General features: G+C 56.9%; 13 protein-coding genes and 1 pseudogene. All 14 read right to left on the bottom strand.

Going from position 1 to position 16,634, the window contains the following annotated elements; all coding sequences use genetic code 11:
* Positions 1-160: 160 nt before the first annotated feature.
* Positions 161-1,108 carry a hypothetical protein gene (locus AC3WJN_RS17005; protein WP_007785875.1) on the bottom strand — a complete coding sequence of 316 codons (948 nt, stop codon included), beginning with the start codon at positions 1,106-1,108 and terminating at the stop codon, positions 161-163.
* Positions 1,109-1,187: 79 nt separating this feature from the next.
* A complete protein-coding gene (locus tag AC3WJN_RS17010; protein WP_005828545.1) occupies positions 1,188-1,745 on the bottom strand; it encodes a nitroreductase family protein in 558 nt (185 codons plus the stop codon).
* A gap of 196 nt (positions 1,746-1,941) precedes the next feature.
* Positions 1,942-2,196: a hypothetical protein gene (locus tag AC3WJN_RS17015; RefSeq protein WP_005828547.1), complete on the bottom strand. Its 255-nt coding sequence runs from the start codon at positions 2,194-2,196 to the stop codon at positions 1,942-1,944.
* Between the two features lie 21 nt (positions 2,197-2,217).
* Positions 2,218-2,541 (bottom strand): GntR family transcriptional regulator, encoded by a 324-nt coding sequence (locus AC3WJN_RS17020; RefSeq protein ID WP_309479529.1) that lies wholly within the window; start codon positions 2,539-2,541, stop codon positions 2,218-2,220.
* 216 nt (positions 2,542-2,757) lie between these two features.
* On the bottom strand, positions 2,758-3,495 hold the full coding sequence (locus tag AC3WJN_RS17025) for a PIG-L deacetylase family protein (RefSeq protein ID WP_005828552.1): 738 nt from the start codon (positions 3,493-3,495) through the stop codon (positions 2,758-2,760).
* A gap of 10 nt (positions 3,496-3,505) precedes the next feature.
* A complete protein-coding gene (locus AC3WJN_RS17030) occupies positions 3,506-4,516 on the bottom strand; it encodes an N-acetylglucosamine kinase (RefSeq protein WP_005828553.1) in 1,011 nt (336 codons plus the stop codon).
* Positions 4,516-6,024 carry an argininosuccinate lyase gene (gene argH, locus AC3WJN_RS17035; protein WP_005828556.1) on the bottom strand — a complete coding sequence of 503 codons (1,509 nt, stop codon included), beginning with the start codon at positions 6,022-6,024 and terminating at the stop codon, positions 4,516-4,518. The genes AC3WJN_RS17030 and argH overlap by 1 nt, the downstream gene beginning before the upstream one ends.
* Before the next feature lie 196 nt (positions 6,025-6,220).
* A complete protein-coding gene (locus AC3WJN_RS17040) occupies positions 6,221-8,752 on the bottom strand; it encodes an NEW3 domain-containing protein (RefSeq protein WP_492329307.1) in 2,532 nt (843 codons plus the stop codon).
* 134 nt (positions 8,753-8,886) lie between these two features.
* Positions 8,887-9,913 (bottom strand): annotated as a pseudogene (locus tag AC3WJN_RS17045) (COG1470 family protein); the annotation flags it as partial.
* Between the two features lie 116 nt (positions 9,914-10,029).
* Positions 10,030-11,757 carry an ABC transporter permease gene (locus tag AC3WJN_RS17050; RefSeq protein WP_005828560.1) on the bottom strand — a complete coding sequence of 576 codons (1,728 nt, stop codon included), beginning with the start codon at positions 11,755-11,757 and terminating at the stop codon, positions 10,030-10,032.
* A 14-nt stretch (positions 11,758-11,771) separates the two neighbouring features.
* Complete coding sequence (locus AC3WJN_RS17055; RefSeq protein WP_005828562.1) at positions 11,772-12,848, bottom strand: ABC transporter ATP-binding protein; 1,077 nt, start codon at positions 12,846-12,848, stop codon at positions 11,772-11,774.
* Between the two features lie 94 nt (positions 12,849-12,942).
* Complete coding sequence (locus AC3WJN_RS17060) at positions 12,943-14,073, bottom strand: extracellular solute-binding protein (protein WP_007785871.1); 1,131 nt, start codon at positions 14,071-14,073, stop codon at positions 12,943-12,945.
* Positions 14,074-14,096: 23 nt separating this feature from the next.
* A complete protein-coding gene (locus tag AC3WJN_RS17065; protein ID WP_005828564.1) occupies positions 14,097-15,281 on the bottom strand; it encodes an ROK family transcriptional regulator in 1,185 nt (394 codons plus the stop codon).
* Positions 15,282-15,740: 459 nt separating this feature from the next.
* A complete protein-coding gene (locus AC3WJN_RS17070) occupies positions 15,741-16,622 on the bottom strand; it encodes a LysR family transcriptional regulator (RefSeq protein ID WP_007785869.1) in 882 nt (293 codons plus the stop codon).
* Positions 16,623-16,634 lie beyond the last annotated feature (12 nt).

A 16,634-nucleotide genomic window follows, 5' to 3' on the forward strand; every position in this document is an offset into this window, starting at 1 on the left:
CAGACAACGCCGCAGGCGGACTTTCCGGCTCACGCTTCGTCCCGGCGACCGACTGATTGTAACGGTTCGCGGCGGCCGCGACGACTGATCCACTGCAAAAAAGAAAGCCATGATCTAGTTGTTTCAGATCATGGCTTTCTTCGCTTTTCGGACGGGACGGTCAAGCTTTTGCGTCTGTTTGTTGCAGTTGGGCGTGCGGCGCGTTTTTGTCCATCATGTACTTGCCGACGAAAATAGCGGCGACCATCAGGTACGAGTAGACGAACTGCATGGACGGCTCCAGCGCGAAGCCGACAGTCGGGGAGTGGATGATGCCGAACACGGACAAAATCGCCCCCGCAGCACCAGCGACAGCGCCGCGCAACGGCTTGTCCGTAATCGCAAAAATCGCGATGCAACCCCAGACCATGCTGCTGATCGGCGCGCCGTTGCCGAGGTGAACCAGGCCTTTGTAGTACACGCCTTTGTTCGCCATGATGGCAGCCCCGACCTGTGCGCCTGTCGTTCCGGCGGCAGACAGCACGTTGTTGGTCAAGGTCAGCGCCCAGTTTGCGATCCACGGGAACATGCAAGTGAAAATGACCGTAACTTCCAGCTTCGGCGTCTCGCGCACGACCTGATTCGCCGTGACGATTCCGATGTAGACGAGAATCGGCACGATCGCCGCCACCGGGATGACCGCAAGCAAAAAGGCGCCTATCCCGAACAGGGAAATAAGGAACATCGACAAGCCTGTCGCGACCGTGTAGCCGATTCCTGCGCCGAGCGACTTCCAGCCGGCATGTCCGACGTAGACCGTGACCGGGTACGGGTTGCCGCAGAAGCAGCCGATGATCGAGGAAATGCCGTTGGCGAGCATGACCTGTCTCGTCTTGTACTCGTCCCCTGCGGCATGCGCACTCTCGATGTTTTCCAGGTCAAAAATATAGTTGGCCAGCCCGAGCGGTACAGCAGAAGCCAAGTACGGCAGCGCGTGCGGAATCCCTTGAATCAGGCTGTCAATGTGCACCGTTGGCGGATTGAAGCCAAACGACTGCATGGAAGCAGCAATCGCGGCCCGATCTTGCAGGCCGAATGCCCAGGCGAGCACAGTGCCTGTCGCAAGCAAAAGGAAGCCTGTAGCTGCCTGTGGCCTTATGCATGGATCGTTTCTGTTGCCGCATGTTTTCCGGTGTATTTTACATCTTTTACAGCCAGGTCGTCTTGTCTTCCGCAGCGACGCGGCTTGTCACAGGCGCATCCGCTTCCGGATAGCCGATGAACAGCGTGCCTACGACCTTCTTGTTTTCTGGCGAGCCGAGGAATTGCATCAGGCGCTCGTCACGCACCAGTCCTACGCCTCGCGTGCGCCACACCATGCCCAGCCCGAGCTCCCGGGCAGCGAGCCACATGGAATGAATCGCGCAGCACACCGCGTACTCGTTGTCTTCCGACGAAGCTTCGTCGCCCGGAATCACATCGGCTGTCACGACGATAACGAGCGGCGTTTTTTCCAAAACGGCCAAAGAATCCTGAACGAGATTCGGCTTGGTTGGAAAGCGCTCCAGCAAAAACTCCTTGGCGATCGCCTCAAACCGTTGCTTCGCCTCTCCGCGGATGACGTAAAAATGCCACGGCTGACGCAAGCGGTCATTCGGCGCCAATACGGCGCAATCCAGCAAGGCCTTGATTTTTTCAGTCTCGACTTCTTTTGGAATATAGTTGCGGACGGCTCTTCTCTCTTTGAGTGCTTCTACTACGGACACGTCTGTTTCCTCCTCGCTCTCTTTCGCTTGCACAAATTCCCCATTTCATTATATATAATGGCTCGCCGATTCGTATAGAGAGCGGGGCGAGTTGCGCCGGAAGACCTGGGCGCCTCACCTTGCATGGATTGCCCGCTCGGCCTTAGCTTCGAACTCGTCTAGCGAGCGCGGCTGGGGAGCCATCAGAACGGACGCCTCACCTTGCATGAATCGCCTGATGAGCCTTGGCCACGTCTTCTTTTTTGACGTAAATATCGTACTGCGTCCGATTGTCGCGGGGAAGCATGCCCGCACTGTCACCGAAATAATTGCTTCCGTATGAGTGCGAACGGGTCCGAAACCGCACTCCGTGGGCAGACAGCTTGTGCACGATTTGCAAATATTGCTCGTGGCCAAACGCCGTATAGATCAGGCATTTGTATTTGGAAAAGAGAGTGAGGAAAAAATTCATCGCTGCCGCTCCTTTCTTGGGTCAAGCCCGTTGCTGCCATACTGCGAGCTTGTATAGACCGGGTTTGTCTTTTTTTTCCAGTCCTGCACGTTTTTCGCTGGGCACCTTGCTGACATAGCTGCCGGAGCCGAGACGCATGACGATATACCTGTCTTCCTGAAGCAGCAAAAGCGCCTGCCGCAAAGTCATCCGGCTGATGCCACGCATGTGGGACAATTCTGATTCGGACGGAAGTTTGCTGTTTTCAGGATAAAGGCCGTTTTCGATCATGTTCAAAATTTCCCTGTACGCCTTGATATATCTCAGAACTTTTTTGTCTTTTTGCCCTTTTGTCGGATTCGCGATAAGAAGCCACCTCTTCTCTTCATCAGGCGCTCAAGCAAAATAACCTTTTCTCTCCTCATTATATGCCCGATGAAAGCAGTCTATCAAATGGCTGAGCTAGATTCGCCGTCACATGTACGGTTGAAAAAAGCGGCTGCTTCCGCCCAATGACGGAAAACAGCCGCTGGATAAACAGACATGTTCTTGCGGATTGCGGGACGAGCGGGCAAAGCCGCTCTACAGCTCCATTACCGGAATGCCATTCGTCCCCCGGACTGGCTCGATTCGCTGGCCCGCCGAGCGGACGAGCGTGTAATACTCGTAGCAGCCGATGACCGAAAAATCGCCGTCGATGACGCCCGGATAGGCGCGGTTGACGGAATAGACCTGGCTTTGGTGGGCGCGCAGCGCTTCCCCTTTTTGCGTCCGGTAGTCGGTGATGTCTACTTTGCCGGTGATGGGAACAGCAGGCTCGGGGCCGCGATCCGGGCAATGGTCGTAGTAATGCGGGATCGAGACGTAGTACAAATCCGGATATTCCCCGCAAGCAAGCTGCTCCTCTGCCTGCGCGACAGCCAGCGTCGTCGCTTTGCAGGTGACAATGTGATCGGGGTGGCCTGTCACGCCGTCTGGCGGAAACGTGATGACGACGTTAGGCTTCCACTCCACGATTGCGTCGCGAATTTTGGCGGTCAGCTCGTGCAGATCGGCATGTTGCAGGGAGCCGTCTGCATAGCGGAGCAAATCAAGGCGCTTGATGCCGAGCACTTCCGCCGCCTTTGCCAGCTCCTGCTCCCGGTGACGGGCCAGCTTTTCCCTGCATTCAATCGCAAACGGTCCGGAGCGCCCCTTGCAGCCGGACGTAATGCACAATAGGCGCGTCTCCTGGCCTTTTGCCTTGCATTTGGCCAGTGTTCCCCCGCAGGCGAACGATTCGTCATCCGGGTGGGGAAAAACGACCATCACTTTTTTCATTTCAGGCACCTCACTTGCTGCCGGATTGACGCTCCAAATACGCCAATCCTTTTGCTATGACACCGTAGATCGGTTCGTTTTGCGCGTTTTCGATGACGACCTGGGCAGCGTAGCGCTGGACGTGCTCCACGACGATTTTGCGGACGCGATCGTCGTTTTGCAGGACGCCGCCCTGCATAATCATCTGAAACGGCTTCGTCTTCATGTCCAGCGCCTCAATGACAGCGCGAGCCGCAGCAAACAACTCTTCGCCCGCCACCTGCAAAATGTGCGCTGCCACCTGATCTCCCGCGAGCGCCGCCTGGCTGACCAAAGGAGACAGCTCGCCTACTTTTTCTACGGAATAGTGCTCGCTGTAGGTCCAATTGAACAGCTCGTCGACGCGCGCAAGCCCTACGTGCGGGAGTAGCAGCTCCTTCAAAAGCGTCGGCTCGCCGCGGCCGTCTGCTGCCCGCAGCACAGCCATGATCGCCTGCTTGCCGATCCAGTAGCCGCTTCCCTCGTCGCCGACCCGATGGCCCCAGCCTCCGGCGCGTGCCGTTTCCTGCGCCTCGTTGACGCCAAAGGCGATGGAACCTGTCCCGGCGATGACGAGGATGCCCGGCTTGCCGCCAGTTGCGCCGAGCAAGGCGGCAAACCCGTCGTTTTCCACGATGAGTTGGTGGACGCGAATGCCGAGCTGATCGAGCACTTTACTCACCATTTGCGAGATCACCCGCCGATCGTGCTCCGTGTCCAGACCTGCGATCCCGAAAACGGCGCAGTCCACTTCCCATTCCAGCTCGCCTGCGCCCTGTTCCGAGACAAACGGGGGCAAGGTGCCGCGCCCTGCCGCATCCTCCATCGCCTGGCGAATCGCTGCGACCAGCTCGCGAGCAGCCGCTTCTTCTCCGATTCCTTGATAATTGCAAGAGCCAGAACGGCCTTGGCCGACTTCTCTTGCCGCTCGGTCCGCGAGCACCGCCAAGCATTTGGTGCCCCCTCCGTCCACTGCCAGAAGAGGTATTCGCACCACTGCCATTACCCCACACTCCATTCGGCTGTCATCTGGTCGAGCCTGTTCATTACATCTGTGCAGGCTTGTTTTTTCGCGACAAGCCATGCGTTTTCCTGCTGGAGAACGGCTCTGCGCTCAGCGATTTGCCGCTTGATTTCTTCCGGATTCGGGCCGCCCGGCAGCTTGCGGATCATGACAAAGTGCACCGGATCGAGTGCCAGTCGCAACTCTTCTGCCGTAATCGACAGCTCTCGTCCAATCACGTCCACCGCCGCACGGTTGACCAGCGCAAGGCTGATCTGGTTGGCCAAAAGGTTGGCGCTGGTCGCTTCCTTGACCACGCGGCTCACGATGTGATGCGCCTTGCGGAACGAGAGGCGATCTGTGCGCACCAGTGTATCCGCAAGCTCCGTCACGGTTGCGAAGCTGCCTTTGGCTCGTTCCAGCAAAACGTCCTTGTTGACTTCCATCGTCCCGACGACGCACGCCATCAGGCGGTACATCTGCTCCAGCACGGCCATGCTTTTCCAGGCGTACGGCTGCATGTCGTCTTCGGTGTCGACGATGTCGCCAAACGGCGTGTTGTGCATCATCGTCAACACAGTCGTTGCATTTCCGGCGCTGCTGGACAACAGCGAGCGCATATGTTCAAACGAAACCGGATTGCGTTTTTGCGGCATGATCGAGCTGATCTGCACGTACGGGCTTGCGACTTTCAGCGCGCCAAACTCCTGCGTGCACCAGAGCAGCATATCCTGGACTGTGCGCCCCAGGTTGATCGCAGCCAGTTGTACCGCCGTCGCCACCTCGCCCAAGTAATCCGCGCCGCAGACGGCGTCATACGAATTTTCCACCAGTTCGTCAAAGCCGAGCAGTTCGCGCATCCGCTCGCGGCTGATGGCAAAGCCGGAGGTCGTCAGGGCGGCGGCCCCCATCGGGGAACGGTTGACTGTCTGATACGCCTGGATCAGCCGCTTGATATCGCGGCCAAGCAGGTCTGTCGCCGCCATGATGTAATGCGCCATGGTCGTTGGCTGCGCCTGCTGGGTATGCGTATAACCGATCATGACCGTCTCGGCGTGTTCTTGCGCAAAGAGGAGCAAATGCTCTTTCAGATAGAGGGCAGATGCGATCGTCACCAGCAATTTTTCGCGCAGCACCATGCGGTAGATCGTGATCCCCATGTCATTGCGGCTGCGGGCCAGGTGCAGGTTGCCAGCCACATCAGGGGCCAGCTCCAGCAAACGGCTCTCTACCTGAAAGAACAAATCTTCAAACTGCCCGGTATAGGCCGAGCGACGCAACTCTTCCGGCTCAATCCCGCAGAGCGCGCGGGCAATCTGCTTGGCCTCGTCGTCTGTAATCAATTCCGTCTCGCGCAGCATGATTAGATGCGCCTTGTTGATCGCCATCATCGGCTGCAACAGGTGGTGTTTGGCCTCGTTGAATGCCGGCTCCAAAACCGCCTCTACGTACGTCTTCCCGGGGAAACTGGCTCCCTCCTGCAAAAATATGCGTTCTCTGTAATCCATCCTACTCGCATCTCCTTCCCTGCCGATTGTTCAGCTACTCATTTTTCTGCGACGGATTCGTGTCTCTCTGCTTGATTTCGTGTGCCTCTCGCCCTCGGCAGAGCCCATTTTTCACCTCGGGCCTAGGAGACGACCGCTCCCGGTCGTCTCGCTCTTCCCAGGCAAAGCGCTATTATTTTGGCAAAGCGGCGCGCAGCTACTGCTGCAAGCTGACCATGTTGACGAACATGCGGATCGCTCCCGGCACGAGCGAAGGAATTTCGCGGTACCAGACCAGCGAGCTGTACGTGTACGTTCCTTTTCCGTACTTGGCGGTGAGGAATGTGCCCGTAAACTCTTTTTCTCCCGGATCGCCGTTTGCGATCAGCTCGGTGTATTCCTTGCCCCACTCGGACGGGTTGTAGGCCGAGCGGTCCTGAATCCAGTTGTTCCAGTCTTCTTCGGTTATTTTATTCGGCGTGTTGAACAAGGCGTGATCCTGTGCGAGCATCGTCACCGGCGAATTTTCGTCCGTGACGCGCCACTGGATCAGCGGCGTGCCGATCTTGATCGGATACGGCGCCAGTTCCGGCTTCCACTTGTCTTCCGGCTTGTGGTATTGCACGACGAGGTTGCCGCCGTTTTCCACGTATTTCAGCAAACGGGCGTTGCTCGGAATCAGCTCTGGCCGGAAGCCGTAGGCGCGGATGCCCAGCACAATCGTGTCGTACTGGCCGAGGTCGCCGGATTCGATGTCTTTGGCCGTCAGGTTCGTCACATCGACGCCCAACTGGGACAAATACTGATCGATGTTGTCAAAGCCGCTGGAAACATACCCGACCTTGAGTCCCGCTGGAACTTTCAGGTCAAACGCCTGAACGTTGAGTGTCGCTGGCTGTACGAAATACGTCGTGCCGATGTGCGGGTAACGGATGACTTGCGCCCCGTGACGGCTTTCTTTTCCGCCGCCTGCTGCCACCGCCGTAATCGTGTAAGGAGCCGGCTTGACGGAAGCGGACGCTTTGATTGTAAAGGCTACCGACTTCGTTTCTCCTTTGGCGTCAAAGGCGAGCGGCGCCGCTTTCGGCTCAACGCTCCACCCTTCCGGCGCTTCCAGCGAAATGCTCGTCTGGGCCGCACAAGGATTGTAGTTTTTCACTGTCACTTTCACCGGAATCGGATCTTGCGGCTTCAGCGTGTTCAGCACGGTTGCGTTCGGATCGAGCGTCATGGCGAATGCCGGGAGCACCGCGACCGCATCGGCTGGCAGCACATGGCTGTTTGCTGTCGAGCCTGCAAAGCTGTAGCTGACATCCGCCGTGATGGCCGGAGCTGCGTACGGCTGGAACAACTCCGCATGGCCAGGCACCGTTACTTCATAGGTCGTTTTCACCGTCTGGTTGTAGCCGAGCGACGGGAAGCTGGTGGCGGAAAGCGCCCTCGCCTGCCAGCCTTTCGGTACGTTCAGCGCCAACTTCACGTTGTTCACCTTGGCCTGGCCGCCGTTGTACGCGCTCACTGTGACTTTTGTCGTTTGGCCTGCGACCAGCTCATTCGTCTCCGGCTTCACTTTTGTCACGAGCGAGAGCGCTTCTGCACTCGCCTTGTTCAGTTGCGCCTGCTTTACGCCCAGACGGTGGAGCAAATCCGTTTTGGCAGCGGCGGGAAGCGAGGACGACTCGACATCGCGCAGCGCTTTTTGCACGTCAGCGAGCATTTCGTGCGCTTCCTTGGCTACCGCGGCAAAGCTCGGGTAGGCGGCAATGACTTCTTCTGCGTCTTTTTGCAGCTTTTTCAATTCATTGGCGACTTTTTCGCCGCCGGACTGACTGGCGGTTTCTTTGGCCAAATCGTCGAAGGTGTAGGCGATGCCTGCGAAAAAGTCGGCTTCCTTGGCCTTCGTCTCGACGATGGACTGATCCAGCTTGTAGTAGCTGAAGCTCGGCCCTTCGTCATAGTGGCGGCCCATGCCCTGGCTCTTGTGCATGAAGCGGGACTCTTCGCCCAGTTGTACGTAGGAAGCGCCGTAAATCTCGTCGTAGGCTCCGACAGGGACACTCACGGAGTAGTCTTTTTCCTGGGCGGGCACATACAGCTTTTTCACCTGCCACGGGAACAGACCTTCTTTCAACTGCTCGGGGAAAACGTTTGGATCTGCGGCATCCTTGAATGCCCGAACGGTCATGACGTTAATCGCGCGATGATGGCCGTGAGTCGAAGGTTCGTTCAAAAATGCGGGAATCACGACATCGGGTCTCAGGGTGCGGATTTTGCGGATCAGCCTTTCGTAAGCGACATCCTCGCCCCACTTTTCCAACGTTTCGTCAGGGCTTTTGGAAAAGCCGAAGTCGAAAATGGGGTCGTCAATCTTCTCGCTGAGGTTCTCCAGATGGATGTTCGTGATTTTGGAAGCTTCCTGCAATTCGCGGGTACGAATGATCCCCAGCGCGTTGCCCAGCTCGCTGCCAATCTCGTTTTGTCCTCCTTCACCACGGTTGGCGATGACACTGGATGTGTCTACCCCTTTGCCGAGCGACAAATAGGCGAGCATGGCACTGTGCTCGTCGTCCGGATGGGCTCCGGTATTCATCGCGCTGGCAATCGTGGTGAGCGGCTTGATCGCTTTCCACAGGTCGACGACTCCCCGATCGGCGTGCGCAGTCTGCGGCGCCAGCGGGATGACCAGACTGGTGGCAAGCGCGGCCGCGGCCGCAATCGTGTAAAGCTTGGCAAGTTTCCCCTTCCTCAATGAACTCTCCTCCATTCCCTTTTACGATTGATGTCTATATCAATCATGGCGGTCTGTACGCGAGTGCTTCGTTGCTGCTGCCATGGATCGACCCACGATAGATTGGAGCTGTTCAGACGAATGGCCTTTTGGGCTTACTGCTTCTGGCTAATCATGTTGCGAACAGGCGGAATGCCCCTGGCACAAGCTGCAGAATCTCGCGGAACCAGGCGAGAGAGCTGTAGGTGTAGATGCCTTTACCATAGCGGGCGGTCAAAAAAATGCCGCGAAACTCCGGCTCGCCCGGATCGCTGGTGGCGATCAGCTCCGTGTATTCGCTGCCCCAGCGCGAAGGATTGTATGCACCCAGCCGTCCCAGTCTGCCTGGGTGATCCGATTCGGCTCGCAAAACATCGGGTGTTCAGGCGCGAGCATGCGGACGTCTGACTGTTCATTGGTGACCCGCCAGTCGATCAGCGATTCGCCGATGAAGATCGGGTACGGCGCGAGGCTGGGCTTCCACTTGTCCTCGGGCTTGTGGTACTGCACGACGAGATTGCCGCCGTTTTCTACATATTGCAAGAGACGATGATTGTTCTCGATCAGCTCCCTGCGGAAGCCGTAAGCGCGAATGCCGAGCACAATCGTGTCGTAGCGGGACAAATCGCCCGACTGGATCTCGTCTGCGTCGAGGTTGAGACAATGCACGCCGACTACGCGCAAATATTTGTCCATGCTGTCAAAGCCGCTTGCGACGTAGCCAATCCGCCGATTTTCGGGGATCGCCAAGTCGAAAGCCTGGACGGTAAGCTTCGTCGGGCGGATAAAATACGTCCGGCCGACATGCGGATACTCGATCACCTGGACGTCCCGGGCACTCTCTGCCGCGCCGTCCGGCCGGGTTACTTGCGCGAAAACTTCGTACTTGCCGTTTTCGACCTGTGGTCCCGTCTGCACCGTAAACGCAATCGTCCTCGTTTCGCCGCGAAAAGCAAACGGCACGTCGATACACTCCGGTTCTGCCATCCAGCCTTCCGGTACGACAAGCGAGACTTTTGCCGTCGTGCTACCTGGCCGATACTGCTTCAATGTTACTTTTACCGGAATAGGCTGCTCCGTATGCAGCGTGTTGCGCACGACGGCTGAAGGAGTCAGCGTCAAGGAATACGGCGGGAGCACGGTAATTGTAGGTCGGGCCTTGATTCGCTGCACTCCACGTGAAGCGCCTCCTTTTTCGCCAGGTAGCGTGTGATGCCACGAGACTTGCCACAAAAGCCGTTTGCGCACAGCGCTTTTCGCTAGATCGCTGTACCGGCCTTGTCTTTGGTCAGCTTGCTAGAGATGAACAGCACGAGGATGATGACGACGATTTGCAAAACGCCATAGGCGCAGGCAGTGCCGAATTCGAAGCTGTACATGCGCTGGAAAATGGCGACGGATAGCGGCGTCGTCCGCGGGGTAAAGATCAGGATCGAGGCGACAAATTCCCCGATACACTGCACGAACGCCAGCAGCGTTCCGGCGAGGATTCCGCCCAACGCCATCGGAAACACGACCCGCCTGAAGCTGTACCACCACGATGCGCCCAGGTTGCGCGCCGCTTCCTCGACGGACGGGTCCATCTGCATCAAGGTCGCCGAGGTGGACCGGAAGACGAGCGGCAGGTGGCGGACAAAATAGGCGAGCGGAATAATCCAGAATGTTCCGATCAAGACTTGCCCAAAGCTGAACACGGTCGGCTCGCTGAACGCCGCGATCAGGTTCACCGCGACAACTGTGCCCGGCAAAGCCCACGGCAGCATAATCAGCACATCCAGCAGCGTCTTTCCGCGGAACTTCAGGCGCACCATGGCGTAAGCCGCCGCCACGCCGAACAGGACAATCCCGATCGACGCAATCGCCGACAACTGCAAGCTGTTGACAATCGGACGCCACGTCTTGCTGTCGGTAAACAAGTCTACGTAATGCTCCAGCGTGTACTGCGGAGGCAATATTTGCACCGTCCAGGTTCCATCCACCGAAAAGGAGATGAGCACCAGCACGAGAATCGGCAGCATCAAAATGACCGTGCCGATGAAGGACAGCACAATCGTGGCGTAACGCCCGGCTTTGCTCTTGATTTCCGTCCGGTGCACGCTGACGCCTTTGCTCAAGTTTTGATAGTTGCGCGCGCCCTGATACCAGCGCATGATTAACAGAAACGCGATCGAGACGATCGACAAAATCGTCGACTGCGCCGCAGCCATGTCGAGGTCGCCATTGGTGCGGGACAAATAGATTTGCATCGTCATCGTCCGGTCGATGCCGAAGATGAGCGGTGCGGTGTACGAAGCCATGGAAATCATGAACACGAGTAGCGAAGAGGCAACCATCGCCGGCGTGAGCATCGGCAAAATGATGCGGCGCCATACGGTAAAGCGGTTGGCGCCCAGACTCGCGGCCGCTTCCTCCAAAGACGGGTCAAGCCCTTTGATCGCGGCGGTCGCGGTCATGAAAAAGTACGTGTACATCGTGAACGTATGAACGACGACGACGCCCCAGATGCCTTTGAGCGAAAACGGCACCTGGGCCAGCCCGAACAGCTCCTTGATCGCGCGCGGGAAGATGCCGCTCTCGCCGTACAAAAAAGTAAAAGACAGAACGCCGATCAACGGAGGCAAAGCCATCGGGACGAGCGCCAGCACCGAAAGAATTTTTCGTCCCGGAAACTCGTAGCGCTCCAGCAAAAACGCCATCGTCACGCCGACGATTCCGCAAGTGATGACGCTGAGCACGGAGATGTACACACTCGTCCACAGCGCCTCCAGATTGGCGGTATGCTCCAGGCTGAAGAAGCGCGTGTAGTTTTTCCACGTAATCTGCTCGTCGACATGGATGCTGGCGACGAACGTTTCAAACAACGGATAGATGACATAAGCCAGCAAAATCAAAAAGAGTGGCGAGACCAGCACATAGACGAAGGCGGGTGAAGCGGTGATCGACTTTCGTCTGACCGATGCCGGCGCTTGCTGCAATTGTGCTCTCAAAAGCTTTTTCCCCCTTATCCCGCGAAGTAGATGCTCTCCTTCGGTATGTGCAGTCCGATGGTATCGCCGCGCTGCTTGATGGGGCGTCCCAGGTTGATGGACATGCTGCGCAACTGCTCCTGCCCGACTGCCGTGACGTAATTGACACACGCCCCGGTAAACTCAGACAGGACGACAGTGCCTGCGACGATGTTCGTCCCTTCCCGCTCGCTGCTCTCCTGAACCGATTCGGGGCGGATGGATAGCGTGACCTGCTCCCCGACAGCCAGCTTGGCGCGCGGCGAAGCATTTTTTACAAGCCCGCTGAGCACTTGGCCCGAGGAAATTCGCACGTGCACTTCCTCCTGGTCGAGGCCGACCACGGTTCCTTCCCACAGATTCGTCTCCCCGATAAACGAAGCGACAAAGCGGTTCACAGGGCGGTGGTAGATTTCGTGCGGAGTGCCGACCTGCTGCACTTCCCCGCCTTGCATGACCATGATCCGGTCGGACATCGACATCGCTTCGGCCTGGTCGTGCGTGACGTAGATCGTCGTAATTCCCAGCTCCAACTGAAGCCGTTTGATCTCAAAGCGCGTCTCTTCCCTCAGCTTGGCATCCAGATTGGACAGCGGCTCATCCAACAGCAGAATCTGCGGCTCGATGACCAGCGCCCGCGCCAGTGCCACCCGTTGCTGCTGTCCGCCGGAAAGCTGGTCGATACGCCGCTCGCCGTAGCCCTCCAGTCGAACGAGCTTCATGATTCGCTCTACGCGCTCCTTTGTCTCTGTCTTGCTGACGGATCTTACCTGCAAGCCGAACGCGATATTTTCGAACACGGTCATGTGCGGGAACAGTGCATAGTTTTGAAAAACCATGCCTGTGTTGCGCTTGTGCGGAGGAACGGACGTAACCTCCTGGGACCCGAAGCGAATTTGTCCTTCTGTCGGGTAGTAAAAGCCGGCAATCATCCGCAAGGTCGTCGTTTTGCCGCAACCACTCGGACCGAGGAACGTAAAAAATTCACCTGACTCGATGTGAATGTGGACGTCTTCTACTCCTTTTGCATTGCCAAACCTTTTGTGGACGTGATCGAGTGTTACGCTGCTCATCAGGTTTTGTTTCCTCCTTCGTGGCAAATCATTCTTGCTTGGCATAAGCAGCTAGACGGAAAGGAACGCTCCTTCCCGTCTAGCCGACTGCCGCTTACTTCTTGCCTTTGCCCTTGATGTTTTCGTCCCAGTGCTGCATCCACTCTTTCTCTTTGGCGGCCATGACGCCCCAATCGAGCTCCAGCGGCTTCAGCTCCAGGTTTTTCATGAAGTCTGGCAGATCGTCCTTGCTGATATCAGTGCGGGCAGGGAACTGGAAGCGCTCCTTCGCCAACTGGGAAGCAATCTCAGGACTCATCAAAAATTCCATAAAGTTTTTCGCTGCATCCAGGTTTTTCGCGCCTTTGACAAGCGCGATTCCGTCTACGAGAATCGGTGCTCCGCTCTTCGGATAGATGAAGTCGTACGGATGGTTGTTCTTTTTGCTCTGAATCAGGACGTCTTGCAAGTTCCACAAGGAGATGACGCCCTCTTGACGGTCAAGCTTCAGGTAGAGGTTTGTCGGGTCTTGCGTGTACTCTTTTGTGTTGGCGTCCAGCTTCAGTAGCCAGTCGTAGCCTTTTTCCGGCGTGTCTGGGCCTTGGCGGTAGATCATCGCGGAGTAGATCGTGCGCATCGTGCCGGACGGCAGGACGTTGCGGATGACGATTTTGTCCTTGAACTTCGGATCGAGCAGCTCATCCCAATCTTGGGGCGCTTCCTCTGGCTTGAGCGCCTGCGAGTTGTACATGATGACCTCTGGCAGCAGCATCTCGCCGTACCAGCGATCTTGCGGGTCTTTGTACAAGTCCGGAATCTTGTCGGCAAACGTCGGCTTGTACGGCGCAAGCAATCCTTCGTCAGCGGCCGTGCTCAGAGCGGATTGCGTGCCGCCCCACCAGAAGTCTGCTTGCGGATTGGCTTTTTCGGCGCGAACGCGCTCCAAAATTTGCTGCGCGCCCATCTCCAGCGTCTCCACTTCGATGTTCGGGTACTTTTCCTTGAACTTCGGCAACACGATTTCGAAAATGTTTTTATCCCGTCCGGTGTAAATGACCAGCTTTTGCGGCTCGCCGGATGGAGCCGGCGTTTCGGCCGCTGGCTGTGTGCCCGCTTGGCCGCCTGCGCCGTTGTCGGCAGGCTTTGCTTCCTGTCCTCCACCTGAGCACGCGGCCACCGTCAGCGCCAAGGAGCTGACGAATACACCTTTCATCCAAGTTTTCAGCTTGTGATTGACCTTTTTCAAAACTGACTCCCCCTTTTGTTTTCTCACTCTTTGTCAAGCAGTCGTGTGAACGGAAACGCTTCCAAGACACTGTGGACGGCGCCAATCAGACCTGCTCTCTCCCCCAGACTGGCTTTTTCGAGGCAAGGCACTTCCGGCACCCACTCGGTCAGCCACTCGTGAATCTGCTTCACCCCTTCATCATCGACGTGGACCATCTCTCCGCTCAGGATCAAAATTTCCGGGTTCAAGATGCTGATGATATTCGCCATCCCGTACGCCCAATGCCGGTACACATCCAGAAGAAGCTGCCTGGCTTCGCTGTTTTGTTTGGCGTGGAAAATGAGCTCTTCTATGACACTCGACCCTTCCTGAAGGTCAGAGAGAAATCCCTTGGCCTGGCCCTGCTGCCAAATACCCGGTATGGAATAATGCGTCTCGAACACCCCTGACGCGCCATTCGGGCGGTTATGTACCGGGCCGATTATCATGAAGCCGATCTCGCCTGCCGCTTCCCGGCTCCCCCGGTAAAACTGTCCATCCAAAATGATGCCCGCACCGATGCCTGTACCGACGTACATGTAGACGACGTTGGAGTGGCCGACGCCTGCCCCGCGAACGTATTCGCCCAGCGTCATCATGTTGACATCGTTGTCGATAATGACAGGCACGCCCAGACGCGCCTCGATGGTTTGCAAAATCGGCGACCCCATCCATCCGGTGCTCGGCGAAAAGCTGACCGTACCGCTTCCCCGCTGTGTAACCCCCTGCAAGCCGACGCCCATCCCGAGCAGTCGCTCTCGCGGGATCCCGCTCTCGGCGAGCAGCCGCTCCAGACCCGCTGCCAAATCCTCAATGACGGTCTCGCCATTCGCCGGCTGCGCCAGCCGCTTGCGATGCCGGGCGAGAAACTCCCCCTTCATGTCCGCAATCGCCATGTCCAGCGTCGAGCCTTCGAAGATCGCTCCGGCAATGGCGTAAGCCTGGTAGTTGTACTCCAGCAAAATCGGCTTGCGGCCGCCTTTGGAATCGCCCATGCCCACTTCCTGCAGCAGTCCTTCCTGGATCATTTCATCGACCAGGGCAGAGACACACGGGCGGCTGAGCATGGTCTGCTTGGCAATATCGGCGCGGGAAATCTGACCGTGCTGAATGACCTGCTGTAAAACTTCTTCCTTGTTCAGTTTCTTGACGAGTTTACTGTTGCCTGTTTTTCTCGGAGCTCGCACGCCTATACAATCACCACCACAGCAGTTAGTTAAGTTTACTAACAAAGATAAGCAAATTATACCTACACCCTTCGGAATAGTCAAATAATTTGCTCTTGTCTTTCAGATATTTTCTGGATGTTTGCTTATTACTTTTACTTTTGTGTATGTATTTTCAATTAAAGTAAAAAATAAAGCTACTAAAATGAGCTCTTCTATGACACTCGCCCCTTCCTGAAAGTCAGAGAGAAATCCCTTGACCTGGCCCTGCTGCCAAACTCTGACACGCCATTCGGGCAGTTATGTACCGGGCCGATCATCATGCTGCCAATCTCGCCTGCCGCTTCCCCGCTCCACGGGTAAAACTGTCCATCCAAAATGATGCCCATTAAAAAAAGACACTTCTGCCTCATGAAGTGTCTCGTTGCGCACGGCTTATTCCCATTTCGCTTTCCTTTCCCGTATCAAAACGCGCTCCCGCTACTCTTCTCGCACCGACAGCCACACGTCCTTCACCAGTTCCATGAAAGTTTCAATCGCCGGCTCGTCCCGGCGGCGCTCCAGGCAGACGAGCGAGGTTTCCGCCTTTTTGGAAAAACGGTACAACTGGATCAGCTCGCCCGTGCGCAGCTCTTTTTCCACCAATGCCGTGCTGAGCAGGGCGATCCCCGTCTGATTGAGCACGGAACGCTTGATCGTTTCCTCGCTGCTGCACTTGATGACGGAGGGCGGAACGTAGCCGATCTCCAGCAAGCATTGGGTAATAAACCCGTCCAGATTGCAGCCCTCCTGGTAGGACAAAAACGGAAATACGGCCAGTACTTCTGCCATCGAGCGTCCTTTTACCATTTCCGGCGCGGCAACCAGGGCGAATTCCTCCAAATCGACCACCATCGAATAAATCCCCGGCTGCGAACTGACTCCGGCAATGATCCCGATATCCGCCTCGTGCGCCTGAATTTTTTTCAGCGCTTCCTGGCTCGTGCACGAGATGACCTGCAAATTCACCTGCGGATGTGTCTCGACGTACGCCTTGAGCATTTGCGGCATGTACTGGGTACAGTAAAATTCGGGAGCGGCCACGACGAGCGGCCCCACAGGCAAATCCAGGTGGTTCAGCCCTTCCTCCATATGCTGCAGCACAGAGAAAAGCTGGTCGGTATGCTGCTTCACCGTTTTCCCTGCCGGGGTCAAAAACGTGCGCTTGCCCACCCGGTTCAACAGCGGATGGCCCAGCTCCCGCTCCAGCGCCTGAATCTGCAGCGTAATCGTCGGCTGGCTGTAGCCGAGCAACTCGGCCGCCTTCGTCAAGTTCAGATGCTCGGCTACGACCTGAAACGTTTTCAAATTGCGCAACTCCATGTTCGCTATCAC

This window comes from Brevibacillus sp. FW306-2-1A-C05A, from assembly GCF_058781555.1.